The organism is Eubacterium sp. MSJ-33, assembly GCF_022174665.1.
GTDB lineage: Bacteria > Bacillota > Clostridia > Lachnospirales > Lachnospiraceae > Coprococcus_C.
The window spans coordinates 204783-223831 of sequence record NZ_CP076562.1; the positions used below are offsets into that span (position 1 = coordinate 204783).

A 19049-nucleotide genomic window follows, 5' to 3' on the forward strand; every position below is an offset into this window, starting at 1 on the left:
GGAAAGAACATGAAACGTAAAATGAAAATTACGATATCAGCATTAGCAGTTATGTTCGTTGCAGCAATTGCAGTTGCAATCGCTTCTTTCTCTTTTGCTGGAAATGGGAATGGCGATGATGCACTGTCCGATGATCTGCTTTTAGCAGATGCCAGTGGGTCAGTCAGTGAAAAGACAATCATTGATTATATTATTGATAATTCACATTCGACGGATCCGGATATTGACAAGATGTATCATATTGTTGAGATTACTTCAAACAATGCTTCGACGTTAGAGGATTATGCCTTAAAAAATGAGGGATTCCGCAAATATGTAATCGATGGAAATCGTACAATCGAGGAGTTAATGGCAGAAGGTTGTGTGGATTATAAGTCTTATCTGGCAAGTGTGAAAGACGAGGAATCTTTGAAGGCAATTTCCAATGCAGATCTGATCTATGTCAGCAATGACGGGGCAAAGAAGTTTTCTAAGGAAAATGATATAAGTGAAGAATTGTATGATGTATTACATGAGTATGCAGTTGGTTCGTTTAAACCGTTGATTATTGACAGTCCGACTGCTACAGTCATTGATAATGATGATTCTAAGAGCATGGCGGATCTGGCAAAGAATGTGTTTGGACCGAATGAAAAGTATTACTATACATTCAAGTGGAATTCCGGTATGTCAGCCAGTGATTATTTGTCGCATGCTTCCGGATCTTTGTATCTGGGAATCAATGGTAAGACACAGTTAAATAATGGTGTCTGGAAAAATGTATATGATTCTGCAATTCAGTTGGATGAGACAGGAAACATAATTACAACACCTGTTCCTGCGGAACAGAAACTTGCAAAAGTGTTGTCCGTTGGTGTGAATGAAACTGCATATCAAAAGACAACAGATATATTAGCGGGTAATACAGAGTTACCGCCTGGAACCAATCTGTATCAGATTGTTACTGCAGAAGATGGCACAAAGTCCGTACAGACAGATACTTCGACAGGCAAAAAAGTGTTCTATAAAAGAGAAGATAATTCGATTTTCAGTACACATGGATATAATGCGCGTACAGAAAAACGTCCGAATTATATTGAAAATGATCGTGTCACTTTAGCTGAGCTTGCACAGATTGACTTAGATGAATATGATATGATCATCTTAGAGGACTCTTGTAATAACGCATCTGTAACAAGTGATATTTATAAGAAACTTGCTTCTGCAATGTATGGAAAGTTACATATCGTGTATGATTCAGCAATGGGTACAGCAACTGCTGACAATAAGACGAATATAACTGACGGAGAAAAGCGTGATACAAAATATAATGTATTATTCTTCTCTGTGTCAACATCTGATTATGTTGCCAAGTATGACAATATTATGGTAACAAACCGTAATGACTTCAGCTTGATTACAACATCGGCGAGTGCAAGTACAGCAAAGGTAATCGCAGATCTGATCAATGCTTCAAAGTATAGAGGTATTGGCGGTAGCAGTTCGGCTGCTTCTATGTTTACGGTATTGGAATTACAGCCTTGTTATCCAATTGATAAGGAATTAGCAGAGTCTAAAAATAAAACAATGGAAAATGGCTATAGCGGTGATTATTACGAATCACCTGCAGATGTCGTAAATGGAAAGACAAAGAATGAACTTCCAGAGGGAACAGAGTATTATGCATGGGAATTATCTAAGGCAAAGCTTGCGGATGCACTGGATATTCCATACAACAAGATCAAATTGGTGCAGATGTCCACAGAGGAATTTGCCGGTGATAAGACAGAGATTCTCGGAACCTATGATATGATTTATATTGGTGGAAATATATCATCATTACGAGATGACCCACAGAAATTTATGGCGTTGTCGAATAGTTCGCCATATATTCGAAGTACAGAGGCTTTGGCAAAGCTTCCAATCTACTGTATGTATTCACACAATGGAGATTTCGTTGAAACAGGTGGTGCAGCAAACCATAGTGTTGCAGAGGGTAATGTACTTACATCCGAGGTTCAGAAAGATGGTAAGATTCAGAGTACATTTACTTATTTGAATGGTAATGATATTACATATAATCGATATCTTGCATTGAAAGATTATATTGAAAAGGGAATGCCGGTCGTTGTGAGTGGTACAGCATTCCGGGCATATACCATGGCAAAGACGAAAGGGTATTTGCAGAATTCGATTGACCCGGATTGTAACATGTACAAGGTGCTTGCTGCATGTGAGGCACAAAAGACAAAGACCAGCGAGAATCCAACGGTGGTTACTGATTTCAAAGAGGATGCTGTAGTGGAAATCTATAGTGATGGTACGCTGGGAGAGTCTCAGACCGGATATGTGTCAGTATTTGCATCTGCGGCTGGATCAACGAGCGACAGTGATTCGTCAGCAACTCAGGTAACCGGAAGTAAGGAATTGCTGCTGCAGGTATACAATGCAGCAAAGAAGAAACCGAAGCTGACCGTCAAGAAGATGCCGGCAACCTACAACCGATTCGACAGTGAGACAATCTTGACAGATCGTACGTTGAAATTTGAATATGATGTTGCAAACTGCTCGAATTATACAGTGTCACTGTATATCGATGATGATGGAAATAGTAAATTCAACAAAGATAAGTCTGGTAAAGAATTCATGACGAGCAGTAACACAGGAAAGCTCGAGTATACATGTCCGACCTCATTCTTTGGACCGGTTTATTGGATGCTGGAAGTTGTTGATAATGACACAGACATATCTGTTACTCAGACGGGATTTTCTTACATCAAAAATAGTTCGGATGAGAAGCAGCAGGTAAGTGTACTTCAGATTATGCCGGAAAAAGGCGGTGGTCAGACAGGAAATGATTCCTTGTATTTCTGCCCAATCTGCCAGAGATCCAGCGAGATATTGGAATACAACCCACTCTTTAAGGAAAACAATTATCGATATGGACAGAGCCAGGAATATGAGCAGTATTATCTGGATACAAAGAACACGTCTGGTATATGGAATAAGGATATATCATATACATATTGGGATCCAAATAAAGGTCAATGGGGCGAAAATGTGACAGTTACCAAGAACACTCAAATTTATTTTGGTAAACATGAGCATGATTTTGGTATTGCAACTTACGACGGTGGCCGAGCACTTGCAGGTTCCGATAAAAAAGGTACAGATGAAGTATATGATAATCTTGCTTCTGATATAGAGAATCTGTATGATTTTGATATTGACATTATTCGAAGAAGTGAATTCGAAGAGTGGTCTCGACAGGTAAGAGATGCGTATACGAAAAAGGTAGATACGACAAAGAATACAATTACTGATCAAGCAGTTTCAGTAGCGGATATGCGTGCAGAAGTAAAGCTTGGTCCTGCTACAGATGCACCGGGCAGTGAAGACTTTACACAATTGCTGAATGAAAAGATTGCAAAACTTGATGGTGCTACGGAAATAGAGAAGATTGACAAGTTGTCTGATGATGATATTCAGGTTCTCTATGTACAGAAGAAAAAGTGTGATTATGCAGCACTTGCAAATCAGTATTTGCTGGAATCACAGGAAAAAGAAGAGACTGCAGAGAAGGAAAAAGAAAAGTTAAATGCAGCACTTGACGCAATGATCGCGGATGGTCGTACACCAAATACAAATCCAGGTGTAGATTCAAGAATCAACTGGGTAAATGAGTTAAAACAGATTCGTGAGTCTGAGTATTACTTCGATTTGTATTCTATGGCGAGCAGAGTCATGTTAACCAATGATATATCATCCTTCTACTTTAGTGATGGTACCGACTTGGATGTACTGGTATCAAACTATTATAAGGCAAACGACGCGAAGCTTGAAAAGAAGGATCTGTATAAGTTCTATACGCGGTTAGCAGGAGGTACAGATTGGATTAATAATTGCTACAGCACAGTATTGCTTGGACCTTCTGAGAGCTTTAATGGAGATGATATTACAGAACCATGTGCATTGGATGATTTGGAGAAGTATGTTCGGGACGGACATCAGATAGTTCTTTTCCATGACACATTGTCAGCATATGCGGATAAGGGAGCTGTTAAGCTGACAGCAAGACTTCGTTCATATTTTGGTATGGATCGGTATCATATGCTGTCGGATGCAGAGACAGAAGATTCGGCAAAATATAGTTCGAATCCGGTTATATCCGGTTCTGATTCGAATTATGTAAAGTATACTTCAACGGATACGAACAAATATTTTATGACAAATCTATCTACGCGACCGAGAAATGATGACAAGCGTTATGCGGCATGGAATTCAGAATCAGGTATTAATACTGACCGGTATCTGACAAGGGTAGCATATACAGATGTGCAGATGATAGGTGATAATGGTGTAAGAATGAAGTATGCAATGCCATACAGATATGCAACTGTTAATTATGCAGAGCAGTCAACACAGATTCAGGATACGCAGTTTGATTTTGGTAGTAGTGGTAAAGGATTTGGTACAAACAGAGCAAGTCAGAATAATGCGGGCATTGTTACGACATTCCCATTCACGATTTCAAAAGAACTGAATATCGGTCCAACACATGGACAGGCATACGCCGTGGATCTGGAAGACGATGATATGACAGTATGGTATTCACTTGCTGCAGCTTATAATACAAAGACTGGATCATCCATGTTTGCAGCGTCTCCAAGAGATGCGATGGATAGTTATTTCCTGTATTCTTATAAGAATGTATTCTACTGTGGAGCAGGTCATTCGGATATCACAGGTATCCGTAAGGATAATAACGATGAGCGGTATTTGTTTATTAACATTATCTGTAACTCTGTACGATTGAGTGTAAATCAGCCGAGAATCAACATTTATGACTACAAGACAGAGGAAAATAACATTATCAAACGTAAAGAAGATGGTTCTTATGAGACAAAGGTTGATGAGGATACAGCATATCCGGAGTTTAGTATGAAGGTAACTTTGGATACAAGTGCTAAGATCTCAAGGGTAAGAATCTATTATGATTTGGATTATCTGACAAACAGCTCGAATGAATATACAGAAGATTCAAACCATATCATGGTTGCTAACTGGAATGTAAGTAATGTACAATCCGGTAAGCGTCGTGATATCTGGAGATATGATTCCGATCTGATACCATTACGGGCGAAGATGGAAAATGGTCAACCAGTCATGAATGGTAAGGATTATGTTTGGGAGACAGAGAAGTATACGGGTGCCGACGGAAAAGAATCGGATCAGGTTATGACACGATTGAAACTCCAGCCATCTTATTTCGCTCCATATAACAATGAGTATACATATCTTGTGATTCAGGTAACGGATGATGCAGGAAATACTGTATACCAGCGAATTAAGATCAAGTTAAAACCACACTTGTTTGACTTGACGTAATTTATAAGAATTTAGAGTTATGGATATCTTCGTAAGGAGGTATTCATAGCTCTTTTCTTTTTGTTGTGTTTTTTGACAGTTGAGTGATTTCCTGTTTGTCTATATAGGTAGATTGTGGTATCATATAAGATATATTTGGAAGGGAAGAGACGAAGGATGTTAACAGCAAAAGAGATTGTAGCAACGATACAGGATACAATAGAAGACTGGCATGCAAATAACAGTGTAAGACCGGACGATTATGTCATTGTTACAGATGAAATCAGAAAAATCAAACCATTGAATGTACATCGGGACGATATGAAGACTGTTGTGCGGGAGCTTGTCATCACGAATACGGAAATGTGGCATGAAGAAGATAAAGTGCGCAGTGATAAGGATGATGTTGTTTTAAAAGCAATTCGCAATATTAACCCGTTGAACCAGCATCGGAATGATCTGATTGAAGAAGTGGATGAGATTATCACAGAACAGGCAGGGGAGAGATAACAGATGGAAACAGTAGGAAGTCTGATAGATAAATTAAGCATCAATGAATTAAAGATATATCACATGACAGAACAGAAAAACCGCGATGATGTAGATGATGCATTTCGCGAGGATTGTGAGAATCGATTACAGATATTAACAACACAAAGAGAAGATCTGACAGAAGAACTGCAGCAGTTAATGAATGATGTTGTCAGTGGACAGAAGAGCTTCAAAGTGTATCGACAGATGAAGATGTATAACGAAAAGAAATTTAAGGATTGATAAGATGAAGAAAACAATTATAGTTATGCCGGTTGCGAATGAAGGTGCAACTATGCAGCATGTAATTGACGAAATAATGGCGTTACCATACGATAATTTATATCTGTATCCGGTGATTGATTCATTTTCAACGGACAATACAGAACAGATCATCCGTGAGGCAGAGATTTTATATAATCACAGAGTGAAATGTCTGTATTATAAGAAGTCAACCGGTATGATCAGTTGTTATCTGTATGGATTTCATATTGCATTAAAAGATGGTGCGCAGCAGATTATAGAGATGGATGGTGGCGGGAGTCATGATCCAAAAGAACTGCCTTTGTTTATAGATGCATTGGAAGAGGGATATGACTGCGTATGGAGTTCCAGATTTATGCAGGGCGGAGAAGAAAAGCAGGTTTTATGGTATCGCAGGCTTCTAAGTAAAGGTGGAACATGGATTGCAAATCTGTTTTTGGGTACAAGATTATCTGATATGACAAGCGGGTATGAAGCATTTCAGGCAGATGTACTTTCGGATTTTTATCTGTCCAGGTTTTTGTCGAAGGGGCATATGTATCAGACAGAGATGCGGTATTATTGTCGGAGATATTTGTACAAAGAAGTGCCGATTCATTATACCGGAGGTAAATCCAGCCTGAAGTTTAAATCTGTCATAGATGCGGTGTCAGTATTGTTCCGGTTGAGAAAGAATGAGAAGAGAGTCAGAAGATAAGAGGGTGTAGATAGCGGTGGAGTATATAATTGTTCAGGCGGGTGGAAAAGGAACCAGACTTGGGCATCTGACAGAGAATAAACCGAAAGCATTGGTACCGGTTGAAAATCTGCCTATGCTTTTTCATTTATTCAGAAAATATCCGGATAAGAGGTTTATTATAATAGCAGATTATAAGAAGGATGTATTGAGAGAATATCTTTCTGTTTTCGCTGATGTGAAATATCAGGTTGTAGAAGCCGAAGGGAATGGAACATGTTCGGGGCTCTCTGCAGCACTTCGGTTGATTCCGGACGGACAGCCGTTTATGTTTATATGGTCGGATCTGATATTGCCGAAGACATTTGAGCTGCCTGCGGATTATCGGGAAGGACAGATTGCGAAGTACGACTATGTTGGATTGTCTGAGACATTTCCTTGCCGTTGGAAGTATGAAGACCGGGAGTTTCAGGAAGAACGCTCGGAAAAATATGGTGTTGCCGGATTGTTTTTGTTTACAGCAAAGGAAAAACTGGGTGAAGTTCCTGCAAGTGGAGAATTTGTACGTTTTTTGAAGGAACAGAAGAAGACGTATCATACAGTTGGAATCGGTGGAACCAGAGAGTTTGGCATTCTGGCAGAGTACGAGAAACTGGAACAGCAAAAATGCAGACCGTTCAATAAGATTACGGTTCGGGAAGATTCAGAGAATAATCGTAAGATTCTGGTTAAGGAAGCAGTTGATGCACAGGGAGAGTCGCTTGCGAAAAGAGAATGTGCATGGTATGACAAGGCAAAAAAACTGGCGATACCGGTGCTGCCGGAGATTTATAAGACAAACCCATTGGAGATGGAGTATATCGATGGTAACAATATATATGAACTGAATTTTTCGTATGAGCAAAAACACCGTATATTGGAGCAGTTGATTTTATCGCTGAAGAAGCTGCATCAGGCAGAACATGTTCCGGCAGATTCGTTCAGTATACATGAGACATACTATAATAAAACTATGGATCGCCTGTCAAAAATACAGGATTTGATTCCATTTGCTAGAGAACGGGAAATCAGGATAAACGGAAAGTTATGCAGAAATGTATATTATCATAAGCGGGAATTAGAGCAAAAACTACAGAAGTTTGTGGATAATTGCAGTGAGTTCTCGTTTATACATGGAGATTGTACATTCTCTAATATGATGATCCGTAAAAATGGTGCCCCTGTATTGATTGATCCGAGAGGGTATTTTGGCTTTACGCAGTTGTATGGTGATGTACGCTACGATTGGGCAAAGCTGTATTATTCGGTTGTGGGAAATTATGATCAATTTAATTTGAAGAGATTCCATTTATCTGTAGGACAAAGTGCAGATGATGGAGTGAAGTTAGAGATACAATCCAATCAGTGGGAAGATATGGAATCTGATTTTTTCGCCCTTACAGGGTGTGATCCGAATGAGATTAAACTGCTGCATGCGGTTATCTGGCTATCACTGACAACGTATGCGTGGCAGGATTATGATTCTGTGTGTGGAGCTTTTTATAATGGATTGTTATATCTGGAAGATGTATTGTAGACAGGGGCGGTAAAGATGACAACGTATTTTGAGAGACAACTAAAGGAATTTGAACATTCGATTCATTCGATGGATATGAAGCTATTTGAACGATGGGTAGCGGAAGGTGTGGAAGTTTTAAAAAAAGGGCATAAAATTATAGTTTCCGGACTTGGAAAAAATGTTCCTGTATGCGAAAAGTTTGTTGGTTCCATGCAGTCATTAGGGTTAGAGGCATATTTTCTGAATACGAATTCTGCAGTTCATGGCGATATGGGAGTTGTAAAAGATGGCGATATGGTTATTATCCTGACAAAGAGTGGAGAAACCGCAGAGTCTATCTATTTGGAACGTCTGTTGCAGGAGCGGAAGATTAATATGTGGCTGCTCACTTTTTCAAAGGAGAGTACATTGACAAAGGAAATTCCGAACAGTGTTGTCTTGGATTTGATACATGAGGGGGATATGTGGAACATTATGCCGAATAATTCCACAACGATTAATTTAATTGTACTGCAGGGCTTGGCGATGAAGATTGCATCTATACTTGGTCTTACTTTGGAAGATTTTAAGCGGAATCATCCCGGTGGTGCGATTGGAATGCAGTTAAATTACAGAAAAGAACAGGAATGAGAAGGTTATGAAGAAGGCATTAACGCTGTCGACACTTGCGAAAACATGGATTTTTGATCTGGATGGAACGATATGCATACACAATGGATATAAGACGGATGGAAAGGATACGCTGTTAGAAGGAGTAAGAGAGTATTTTGATACAATCCCGGATGAAGATAAAGTTATTATTTTCACCTCCAGAACTGAGGAGTACAGGAAAGAAACAGTGCGATTCCTGCAGGAAAATCATATTAGATATGATGAAATCATGTTTGATATGCCAATGGGGGAACGTATTGTTGTGAATGATAGAAAACCATCCGGGATTGATATGGCGGTCAGTATCAATTTGAAACGGAATCAGTTTGAAATGCCGGAAATAATCAGAAGTCTTTAAACTGTTATAAGGTTAGAAAAATGCAAAGAGTACAAGAAAGTATAAGTTATTTAATAAGAAAAGTTAAGACAATTTTATCAAACGACAAAATAGGAAAATATATAGATAAGCTACGAGCTTTTTTTGGTTCACCATGGGTGGGCGTGCTTTTCTGGATAGAATTTCTGGCGTGTTTTGGATTGACGGCTGTTGTAGAAACTCCATCTGTTGCAGAGATTGTAATCAGTATCTGTTGTTTGACTTTGATCGCATTTTTAACAACTTTTACGTTACAGAAAATAAAAAAACAAAATATTCGGATTCTGACATGTATTGCTTTTCTGAGTGCAGTAATCTTATTTTTTTCAATGATATACAGACCATATACTTATAGTGTTCAATTGTTGATTATGTTCACTTTTTTTTCTGTTTCTGTTTTTGTGTTGATAAATACAGCACGAATGAAATGGATTGTGTTTATTTTGAGCATCGTTGGTCAGGCAGTGGATTCTCGTTATGTATGTATGATGTTTCTTCCATTGTTTCTTCTGTATTCATTTCTTGAGAAAAGAGAAAAAGTAAATTATCTTTTTTGGAGAGGTTGTCTTTACGTACAGATTATAATAGGTGTTGCAAAGATATTTGTTATGAAAGAGGATGTCAGGGATTTATTTTTTGCAGAGAGTCCGTTGCTGCATTATATGATTCCTTATTTTTGTTTGTTTATTCTGGCGTATCTGTGCACTTATCTTATCTTCCGGAAACAGGACAAATCACAATATACAAACATGATACAATTTGCTGGGATATTTATAGTATTGGTGCTTGTACGTTTTACAGAGAGCGGATACATGTATGGAGTCATGTTGTTTTTGGCATTGGGCATTGCATATATAGACAGAATCAAATGGAATAAGACGATTCACGATTACAAGTGTGATAAACAATGGTTTATTCTGATTGCATTGTGCCTGGTATGGGTCAGACATTTTGCTGATTTGCATCTGTTAAATCCGATATGGTATAACCAATATGCAATTACACATTATTATGTGGATTATAATCATTATGGGTTTGTACAGAGGGGACTTATAGGAACTATAATTTATAATATTTTTGGATATTACATTTCTGTGTCAACGATGAATGTTATTGCAGATATTGCGTATGCTGGTGCACTTCTGCTTGTTGTGGTTGTTTTATACAATATAGGCAGAAACGTTTCAGAAAATAATAAGAAAATTGTTCAGGCTATATTATTGCTGATTGCTATAACACCGGCAATTGGTGGTTATATGGATCGATTGATTTTTCAATCGGTGGATGTATATAATTTGCTTCTGGGTGTTGTATGTATTTTGTTACTCATAAGAAAAAAATTTGTATTTTTGGTACCGGTGTTTGCGTGTATAGGAATGTTGAATCATCAGATATTCGTCTTTTTATTCTTTCCTATGATATTTTCGGTGATGCTTTATCAGGGATTCTTGGGAGATCAGAATAAAAAACGTTATATACAGGTGATTTTTTGGATAACAACAATAATTGTATTTGGATTATTCCTATATATACAGTTTTATTCGTCACAAAAACTGAAAATTAATTTAGATACAGCAATACAGATTTTGCGTGAGCGGTCAGGTGGAAAGACAATTGATAATATGACACTTTGGCAGGATGTCATCTTTAAAGATCTGTCAACACATTTAAATAAGTTTCGGAATGATATATCCGGCAGTATGGTTGCAGATATGATAATTAGTCTGCTTTATAGCAGTCCGCTAATCGTGTTATATGTATACGCATATGTAGTTTCAATAAAAAAAGAGACACAAAAAAGCAGAAAAATGGCCTATGCAATTATGATGTTGTCAGTGTTGGCTGTGCTGCCATGTTATATTTTGGAAACGGATTATTTCAGATGGACGACGAATCTGTTGTTTATGTTATTTATGGGGATATTGGTGCTTACGATTGTTCAGAAAAATGAAAAATCATGGTATTCCAATATCGATGAAAATAAGCTGGAAACATGGATGTTATGTATTGCAATCATGCTTGGATGTTATCAGGATATGGGATTTAGTGTGTATTGATAGCGGAGAGGACAAAGGATGAAAAAAAAGAAAACATTTTCACAATTTATAAAATTTGGTTTGGTTGGGGTAGGAAATACCATTGTTTCTTATACAGTATATTCCGTATGCTACTATCTGATTCATGCAAATGTGCATGTATGTAATGTAATGGGTTTTGTGATTAGTGTATTGTTTGCATATGTGATGCAAAGTCGATTTGTGTTTAAAGAACGGGAAGATGCAGAACATCGGGTATGGTGGCAGGTTTTGTTGAAAACGTATGCATCTTATGCTTTTACCGGTCTTTTTTTAACGGAAATATTGTTGCTTTTGTGGATTAATGTGATAGATATTTCCAGATTTTTGGAATTCGCGTCTGTTTGGATTTCAAATAAGGGTATTCATATGACAGCCAAGGATCTGGCAGTATCAATAGCTCCGTTTTTAAATATGATATTTACGATTCCAATTAATTTCTGTATCAATAAATTTTGGGCGTATAGGCAGGAGGATAAATAAAGTGCAGTTAAATTTGGGGAAAATTGCTTCAAAATTAAAAAGAAATTCAGTTCGGATTTTTATGATTGTATTTGGCGTGTGGTCAATTCTAACAACAACAATGAAAAATCCATATTATTTTGAAATTGATAGTTATGTATTGCCGATTGTGTCACTTCAGCATAGAGGAAGTATAATTATAGAGCAACAGGATATAGATCAGGCAAAAATAGATTTTCCGGATTTGTATTTTGGTATAAATAACTATGATGATTTACGATTAAGCAAATTAAATAAAATAGACAATGATCATTGGATTTCTTTTTATTTCCCTGTATATGCCATGGTTTGCCTACCTGTAAAGCTGTTATTGAATCTGTTTTATCTCAATCAGCAGCAGGCATTTACTATGACAAATGCAATTGTGTTGTTGATTGCATTGTATTATTTGATAAAAAATTACAGAGAAAATGAACATGAGGGATTGCTTTGTGCAATTATGATGCTCTGCAGCCCAATCTGGTATTATATACAGTATATAGGAGCAGAACCGGTTATGTTTTCGTCAGCTATTTTTGCCTATTTACTATGGCGAAAGAAAAAATATAAGACGGCTGCACTGATTATTAGTATTACCAGTATGACAAATCCTGCCTTTATGGGAATCGGTATTGTGATGTTTTTGGAATACCTGTTTTCGTCTTACAGACGGGAACGCCATTTTTGTAAGAACAAAAGCTGGTGGAAGGAGACACTTAAGGTATGCGCCTGTTATATACCATCGTTGATGCCATTTGCGTTTAACCTTGTAACAATCGGTATGTTGAATCCAACAGTACAGGAGATGTTTGATGGCTGTTTTGATCCGGTATGGAGACGATTTTTAGCGTATATATTTGATTTGAATTTAGGGATTGCATCCATTTCGGTACTGATATTAATATTGTTTTTTGCCGCTATTGTGTATTCGATAGTCAAGAAAAAAACAATTATGATTTTTAGCTGGATATCGGTTCTTTTCACAATGTTTGCATTCTCGTTTATGCCGCATATTAATTGTGGAATGTATATGTGTGCAAGATATGTGCTTTGGATATATCCGGGAGTTGTGTTTACAATATGTGATTTTTTATTTGATGTTTGTAAGAAAGACCGAAGAATATCAAAATTATCAATTGTATTTTGTTGTGCCAGCTATATTTTCTTTTATGGGATAAACGGAAATTATGATTTTGCCGATTTTAATAATATATCTAAGTTTATATTAAATCATAATCCGTCGGCATATGTGAATTGCTGTGATTCTACATTTAATACGAGAGCGAATCATCGTTACGATGGGGGATATAAGCTAGATACAATATCTATTTATACAGATAGTGAAACAGAAGAAGTTAGAAAAATTCTGGTGTATAATTCTGCTGAAACCAGAAAAAAACTTTTCAATATATTGGTTTCAAAGCAGGATAATAATTTTGATTATTTAAAGCAGGAATTGGACAAGAAAAAATCAAATGAGTTATGTTATGTTAATATTGGAAGAAATTCAGAAATACAATACACTCTAAAGTTTACAACAAAATTGTACGATTGGATGGAAAACTTTTTTTACGAATGTGATATTAAAACAGATACAGATACTTTTGTTGATATAGTTAACGGATACATAGCAAGAGATGAGAGTATGTATAAACAAATTTACGAAATGATTTCTTTCAAGGATGATAGCAGGGAAGATTTTGTTCATAAATTATTTATAGCGGCGTATAGTAATGATCAATTAGATATTTTAGAAGATAGATGGTTGAAAAGTGATATGAATAATTATGAAATGATGAAAGCATTGTTGGATAGTGATTCTTTTAGAGCGCAATTTGGGTTTTATACAGGAGAAGAGTAGTGATTAAAACTGTACCGACTTTTATAAAAAGGAATGCTGTTCGTGTCTTTATGATTTGTATTGGAATTTGGGCGTTGCTGACTACAGCTATGCGTAATCCGAATTATATGGAAATAGATAGCTATGTATTACCCATTGTTTCAATACAACATAGAGGAAGCATCATTATGCAACAGCAGGATATAGATCAGGCGAAAATTGATTTCCCGGATTTGTATTTTGGTGTAAATAATTATGATACTCTTCGTCTTAGCAGATTAAGAAAAATAGATGATAATCATTGGGTGTCCTTTTATTTCCCTGTTTATGCGATAGTATGTCTTCCGGTGAAACTGATTCTGACTTTTTTTAGATTGAATCAACAGCAGGCATTTACTTTAACAAATGCGGTATTTTTAATTTTTTCATTATATTTTGTAATAAGAAATTACAGAAAAAACAAAAATGAAGGATTGATTTGTGCAATCTTATTATGTTGCTGCCCTATTTTATACTATATTCAATATATTGGGGCCGAACCAATTATGTTTTCGATGGCAATTGTCGCATATATATTGTGGGAAAAGAAACAATATAAAACGGCTGCACTTATTATAAGCATAACAAGTATGACAAATCCTACTTTTTTGGGAATTGGATTTATAATGTTTTTTGAATATATTTATAGTAGGATGAAAGATAATAAATTATTCATAAAACAGAAACAGGAATTAAAAAATATGTTCTTGTTATGTTTATGTTATGTGCCATTTATAATTCCGTTTATTTTTAACATGGTTACATTACATACATTGAATCCTACAATGCCCAATATGCCCAAAATGGGAATGTTATTGCCGGCGTCAGGAGATACTGTTTGGAAACGTTTTCTTGCATATATATTTGACTGGAACTTAGGAGTACCGTCAATTTCTGTAGTTATGCTTATTTTGTTTTTTGCTGGAATCGTTTATTCCATAGTAAAAAAAGAAAAATTTATGGTTTTTCGATGGGCGTCAGTATTCCTTACTATTTTTTTGTTTTCCTTTATGGACCATATTAATTGTGGTATGTATGTCTGTGCAAGATATGTGTTATGGATATATCCGGGAATTGTATTTACTGTATGTGATTTTATTTTTAAAATATTCGGAGATGATAGAAAAAAATCATTTTTGATGATTGTATTTTGTTGTGCCAGCTATATATTTATGGATGGGATAAATGGGGGAGTGTATGATCAACTTGCTTTTAATAATACCTCAAGATTTATCTTAGATCATACACCGGCTTTATATTATAGTTGGTGTGATTCTACATTCAATACAAGAGCAAGTCATCTATGGCATGGAGGATACGATTTAGATACGATAGCAATTTATGCAGACAGTGAAACGGGTGATGTTCGAAAAATAATGATATTTAATACAGAGGAGAATAGAGAAAAGTTATATAATATATTAGAATCAGAACAGGATCCAGAATTATTAGATGTAAAACAGAAACTGTCTAAAAAGACAGAAAACAAAATTTGCTATATTAACTATAGTAGAAATTCGAAGATTCAATATAAGACTCAATATTCTGTGGCGTTGTATGTGTGGATGGACAGATTTCTTGATGCATGTGGAACTAATTTAGATATAGATTCATACATAGAGTTGGTACAAGGTGTCATAGATGGGGATGAGAATACATATAAAGATTTGTATAATATGCTTTCTTTTAAAACCGAAGATAAGGATAAATTCTTTCATGATGCTTTTATTGTTGTGTATGAAAATGATGTAACGGATGAGTGGAAACCAAGGAATTTGAATCAATATGATAATAACTATGAGATATTTAAGTGGATGATACAAGGAGATTCATTTAAATCTATGGTAGGGTTATATAAGTAACAGAATGAAGAAAAATATACGAAAGGAAAGATGATAGGTAGATTATCTTATCATGTATAAAATATGAAGGATTCGTTATATATTGTAATGCCAGCGTATAATGAGGAAGAAAATATTGAGGAAACAGTGAGAACATGGTATAAGGTTCTTGATAACAAAACAGAAGATTCTCGTTTGGTAATTGCTGATTATGGAAGTACGGATAAAACGCATGAAATACTTCAATTTATGAAGTCAAATGGCTATTCAAAACTAGAAGTATTACAGAATGATAAAAAATTTCATGGACCTAAAATCTTGGACTTATATAAATATGCAATAAATAATGATATAGACTATATTTTTCAGACAGATTCTGATGGGCAGACAAATCCAGATGAGTTTGACGCATTTTGGAAACTTAGAAATAATTATGATGGAATATTTGGTAATAGGACTATTCGTGGAGATGGACGCTATAGGGCATTTGTGGAGAAGGTTGTTTGCCTGCTTTTAAAAATATATTTTAATGTTAATGTTCCAGATGCAAACGCACCATTCCGATTAATGAAAACCAATATAGTAAAAAAATATATAGATAAAATGCCGTCAGATTATAATCTTCCCAATATCATGTTAGTTGTATTTTTTAGCTATTATCATGAAAAATTGATCTTTAAAACAATATCATTCAGACCAAGAAATGCAGGGAAAAATTCAATTAACATAAATAAAATAATTAAGATAGGTTGGAAATCATTAGGTGATTTTTCAAAATTTAAAAAAGAAATGAGAAAAAAAGATGACAAAAAAAACTAAATTAGATAAACCTAGTCAAAATCAGTTGTTATTGCTCTTTGGAATTATTATCATTTGTTCTTTTTTGGTATGGATATGTGCAATCATTATTTCTCCCGAAGGAATGCAAAGATCATTGTTTTTTTTAGAAATGAAAGACTTTTGGGCTGATGGAACGAATACAACGGGTTTAGCAAGTATAAGGAACCCTTATTTAGACGATTCAATTGGATTAGAAAATGCAGCATATCCTCCATTGGCATATGACTTATTTTATTTATTGGCGCATGCATCTAAGGCACCGAGTAATGGATATTTGGACTACTATTATCAACCTTTATGGACAATGATTTTTACCATCGCGATATATATGTCAGTATTATTGATATATATTGTAAATTCCAGACAATTTAATGATGGAAATAAGGGAGCAATACTAGCATGTGTAGCAATTTTATTATCAAGACCAATGTTATATACAATAGAAAGAGGTAATATTTTAATAATTGCAGTCGTAGCTATATGTGTGTTTATATATTATTATGATAGTGCTGATAAATTAAAAAAGGAAATTGCGATACTATGTTTGGCTATAGCAGCAGCTATTAAATTAACGCCGGCGTTGCTTGGAATATTGTTAATATATAAAAAAGATTGGAAAGCTGCAATGCGAACATTGATTTATGGCATTTTATTTTTTGTGGTTCCATTTTTCTTTTTGCAGGGCGGAATTCACAATTTGTCACAAATGTTAAAAAATGTGCAAGCGCATGTGGCTCATTATTCATATGTATCATCAGGCACAGGTTTAATAGAAAGTATAAATAAATATGGGAAAATGATATTTGGTGGTGGATGGTATATTAAGGGCGAAATAAGAATTTCAATTGAACTTATTAAAAATATTATTTGTATAGTCTTGTTATTAGGTGGATCTGTAATAAAGGAAAAGTGGAAAAAAGTTTTGAATGTTGTTGTGGTGTTGCTGATATATCCTTCTGTTTCAGGACAATATTGTTTATTGTATTTAATCCCTTTTACAGTTTTGTTTTTCAGACATACAGAAAGTGTAGATAATGTAAAAAGTACAGATTATATTATTACTGGATGTCTCATAATGGTTTATTTCATGTACCGGTGTTGGATATCAGAAATACTTGATTACAATTTTGCAATTCCTGTATTAAGTATAGTTGCTTTGTATTTTTCTATAAAAGAATTGAAGGGATTCTTAGGAGAGTATAACAAAGGTAGAATAGAACAAAACCAGGAGGATGTTGTAAAATGAACAATCAACTCACACAACTTATGAATAACAAAAATCTACAGGCATTGATTCTCACAGATGGTTACAACATTCATCATCTGTCTGGTTATCGTGGACATACAGGCGTGCTGACTGCATTTGGCAGGGAACAGTATATCCTGACCGACAGCCGTTATACAGAGCAGGTGGAGCTTGAAGCACCGGAATTTACATGTGTGGATATCGGACGGGAAGGATATTCTAAAACAGTGGCAGGGATGTTGAAGAAAGTCACTGCTGCAGATGGAACTTTGCGTGTCGGATTTGAGAACAAAGAGATTTCGTATATGCAGTATCAGGCGTTTGTTGATACCTTTGCGAAAGAATTGCCGGAAGTGCGTGTGGAGTTTGTGCCACTTGAGGATACGGTCAATGCGTACCGTGAAGTGAAGACAGAAGATGAGATTGCGAAGCTTGCGCGGGCGGAGCGAATCGGGGATGAGGCATTTACAGAGATTGTGAAGTTTATCCGTGAGAACTGGAAGGATGGGCTTACGGAGCAGCGCGTGGCATTGCAGCTTGAATATGAGATGCGGATGCGCGGGGCGGAAGGTACAAGTTTTGACACGATTGCGGCAAGTGGAAAAAACAGCAGTCTGCCACATGCTATGCCACAGCCAAAGATCCTGGAGGAAGGCGATTTCCTGACGATGGATTTTGGGTGTATGTATCAGGGATATTGTTCGGATATGACAAGAACGATACATATTGGTGAGAAAGTAGATTCTGAGCAGCAAAAAGTATATGATACGGTACTTCGGGCACAACTGGCAGCGTTAGCTGTAGTAAAACCGGGAATGGTTTGTTCGGATGTTGATAAATGTGCCCGTGATATCATTACAGAGGCAGGATATGGTGATTATTTCGGACATGGGCTTGGACATAGTGTTGGTTTGTTCATTCATGAGGAGCCACGTTTTTCTATGAAATGTGATGCTGTGTTAAAGCCGGGTGTTGTGATTACAGTGGAGCCGGGAATCTATCTGCCGGGAAGGTTTGGCGTACGTATCGAGGATATGATTGCAGTCACGGAGGATGGATATCGGAATCTGGCGTCGTCACCGAAGGAATTGATTTGTGTATAATTATTTTGAAAAAAGTATTGACAACTCCATACCTGCATGCTATAGTATGCAGGTATGTTGATGAAAGCAGAGTATCCACTCTCACCTTAGCGCAAGGGCGACTCGGGTAACTATAGTAAGAGTATGCATCACAGGATGCGGGTCATATAGATTTCTTATTAT

Annotated in this window: 12 protein-coding genes and 1 pseudogene; all 13 read left to right on the forward strand. The window is 36.2% G+C overall.

The window, feature by feature from the left end:
* Positions 1-9: 9 nt before the first annotated feature.
* Positions 10-5367, forward strand: coding sequence for a DUF5057 domain-containing protein (locus KP625_RS00910; RefSeq protein WP_238298741.1), 5358 nt, complete (start codon positions 10-12; stop codon positions 5365-5367).
* A 300-nt stretch (positions 5368-5667) separates the two neighbouring features.
* A pseudogene (locus tag KP625_RS00915) lies at positions 5668-6120 on the forward strand (DUF4254 domain-containing protein).
* A 4-nt stretch (positions 6121-6124) separates the two neighbouring features.
* Positions 6125-6838 carry a glycosyltransferase gene (locus KP625_RS00920; protein ID WP_238298744.1) on the forward strand — a complete coding sequence of 238 codons (714 nt, stop codon included), beginning with the start codon at positions 6125-6127 and terminating at the stop codon, positions 6836-6838.
* 16 nt (positions 6839-6854) lie between these two features.
* A complete protein-coding gene (locus tag KP625_RS00925; protein WP_238298745.1) occupies positions 6855-8393 on the forward strand; it encodes a phosphotransferase in 1539 nt (512 codons plus the stop codon).
* Positions 8394-8408: 15 nt separating this feature from the next.
* The gene (locus KP625_RS00930; RefSeq protein WP_238298747.1) at positions 8409-9005 is read left to right on the forward strand and encodes an SIS domain-containing protein; all 597 of its coding nucleotides are present in this window, start codon (positions 8409-8411) and stop codon (positions 9003-9005) included.
* Between the two features lie 7 nt (positions 9006-9012).
* Positions 9013-9384 (forward strand): hypothetical protein, encoded by a 372-nt coding sequence (locus KP625_RS00935; protein WP_238298749.1) that lies wholly within the window; start codon positions 9013-9015, stop codon positions 9382-9384.
* Positions 9385-10151: 767 nt separating this feature from the next.
* Complete coding sequence (locus KP625_RS00940; RefSeq protein ID WP_238298751.1) at positions 10152-11459, forward strand: hypothetical protein; 1308 nt, start codon at positions 10152-10154, stop codon at positions 11457-11459.
* Positions 11460-11477: 18 nt separating this feature from the next.
* Positions 11478-11960, forward strand: coding sequence for a GtrA family protein (locus tag KP625_RS00945; protein WP_238298753.1), 483 nt, complete (start codon positions 11478-11480; stop codon positions 11958-11960).
* Position 11961: 1 nt separating this feature from the next.
* Entirely contained in the window at positions 11962-13839 is a 1878-nt protein-coding gene (locus KP625_RS00950) for a hypothetical protein (RefSeq protein WP_238298755.1), read from the forward strand.
* Positions 13839-15719, forward strand: a complete 1881-nt coding sequence (locus KP625_RS00955; RefSeq protein WP_238298757.1) for a hypothetical protein — start codon at positions 13839-13841, stop codon at positions 15717-15719. The genes KP625_RS00950 and KP625_RS00955 overlap by 1 nt, the downstream gene beginning before the upstream one ends.
* A 63-nt stretch (positions 15720-15782) precedes the next feature.
* Complete coding sequence (locus tag KP625_RS00960) at positions 15783-16517, forward strand: glycosyltransferase family 2 protein (RefSeq protein ID WP_238298759.1); 735 nt, start codon at positions 15783-15785, stop codon at positions 16515-16517.
* Positions 16501-17784, forward strand: a complete 1284-nt coding sequence (locus KP625_RS00965; protein ID WP_238298761.1) for a glycosyltransferase 87 family protein — start codon at positions 16501-16503, stop codon at positions 17782-17784. Before KP625_RS00960 ends, KP625_RS00965 begins: the two co-directional genes overlap by 17 nt.
* A 20-nt stretch (positions 17785-17804) precedes the next feature.
* Positions 17805-18887 (forward strand): aminopeptidase P family protein, encoded by a 1083-nt coding sequence (locus tag KP625_RS00970; RefSeq protein ID WP_238298762.1) that lies wholly within the window; start codon positions 17805-17807, stop codon positions 18885-18887.
* Positions 18888-19049: the final 162 nt, after the last annotated feature.

Bases quoted from the DNA above. Each gene is read 5' to 3' on its own strand.
- KP625_RS00910 (WP_238298741.1), top strand. From the start codon at position 10: ATGAAACGTAAAATGAAAATTACGATATCAGCATTAGCAGTTATGTTC.
- KP625_RS00920 (WP_238298744.1), top strand. From the start codon at position 6,125: ATGAAGAAAACAATTATAGTTATGCCGGTTGCGAATGAAGGTGCAACT.
- KP625_RS00930 (WP_238298747.1), top strand. From the start codon at position 8,409: ATGACAACGTATTTTGAGAGACAACTAAAGGAATTTGAACATTCGATT.
- KP625_RS00935 (WP_238298749.1), top strand. From the start codon at position 9,013: ATGAAGAAGGCATTAACGCTGTCGACACTTGCGAAAACATGGATTTTT.
- KP625_RS00940 (WP_238298751.1), top strand. From the start codon at position 10,152: ATGATACAATTTGCTGGGATATTTATAGTATTGGTGCTTGTACGTTTT.
- KP625_RS00945 (WP_238298753.1), top strand. From the start codon at position 11,478: ATGAAAAAAAAGAAAACATTTTCACAATTTATAAAATTTGGTTTGGTT.
- KP625_RS00960 (WP_238298759.1), top strand. From the start codon at position 15,783: ATGAAGGATTCGTTATATATTGTAATGCCAGCGTATAATGAGGAAGAA.
- KP625_RS00965 (WP_238298761.1), top strand. From the start codon at position 16,501: ATGACAAAAAAAACTAAATTAGATAAACCTAGTCAAAATCAGTTGTTA.
- KP625_RS00970 (WP_238298762.1), top strand. From the start codon at position 17,805: ATGAATAACAAAAATCTACAGGCATTGATTCTCACAGATGGTTACAAC.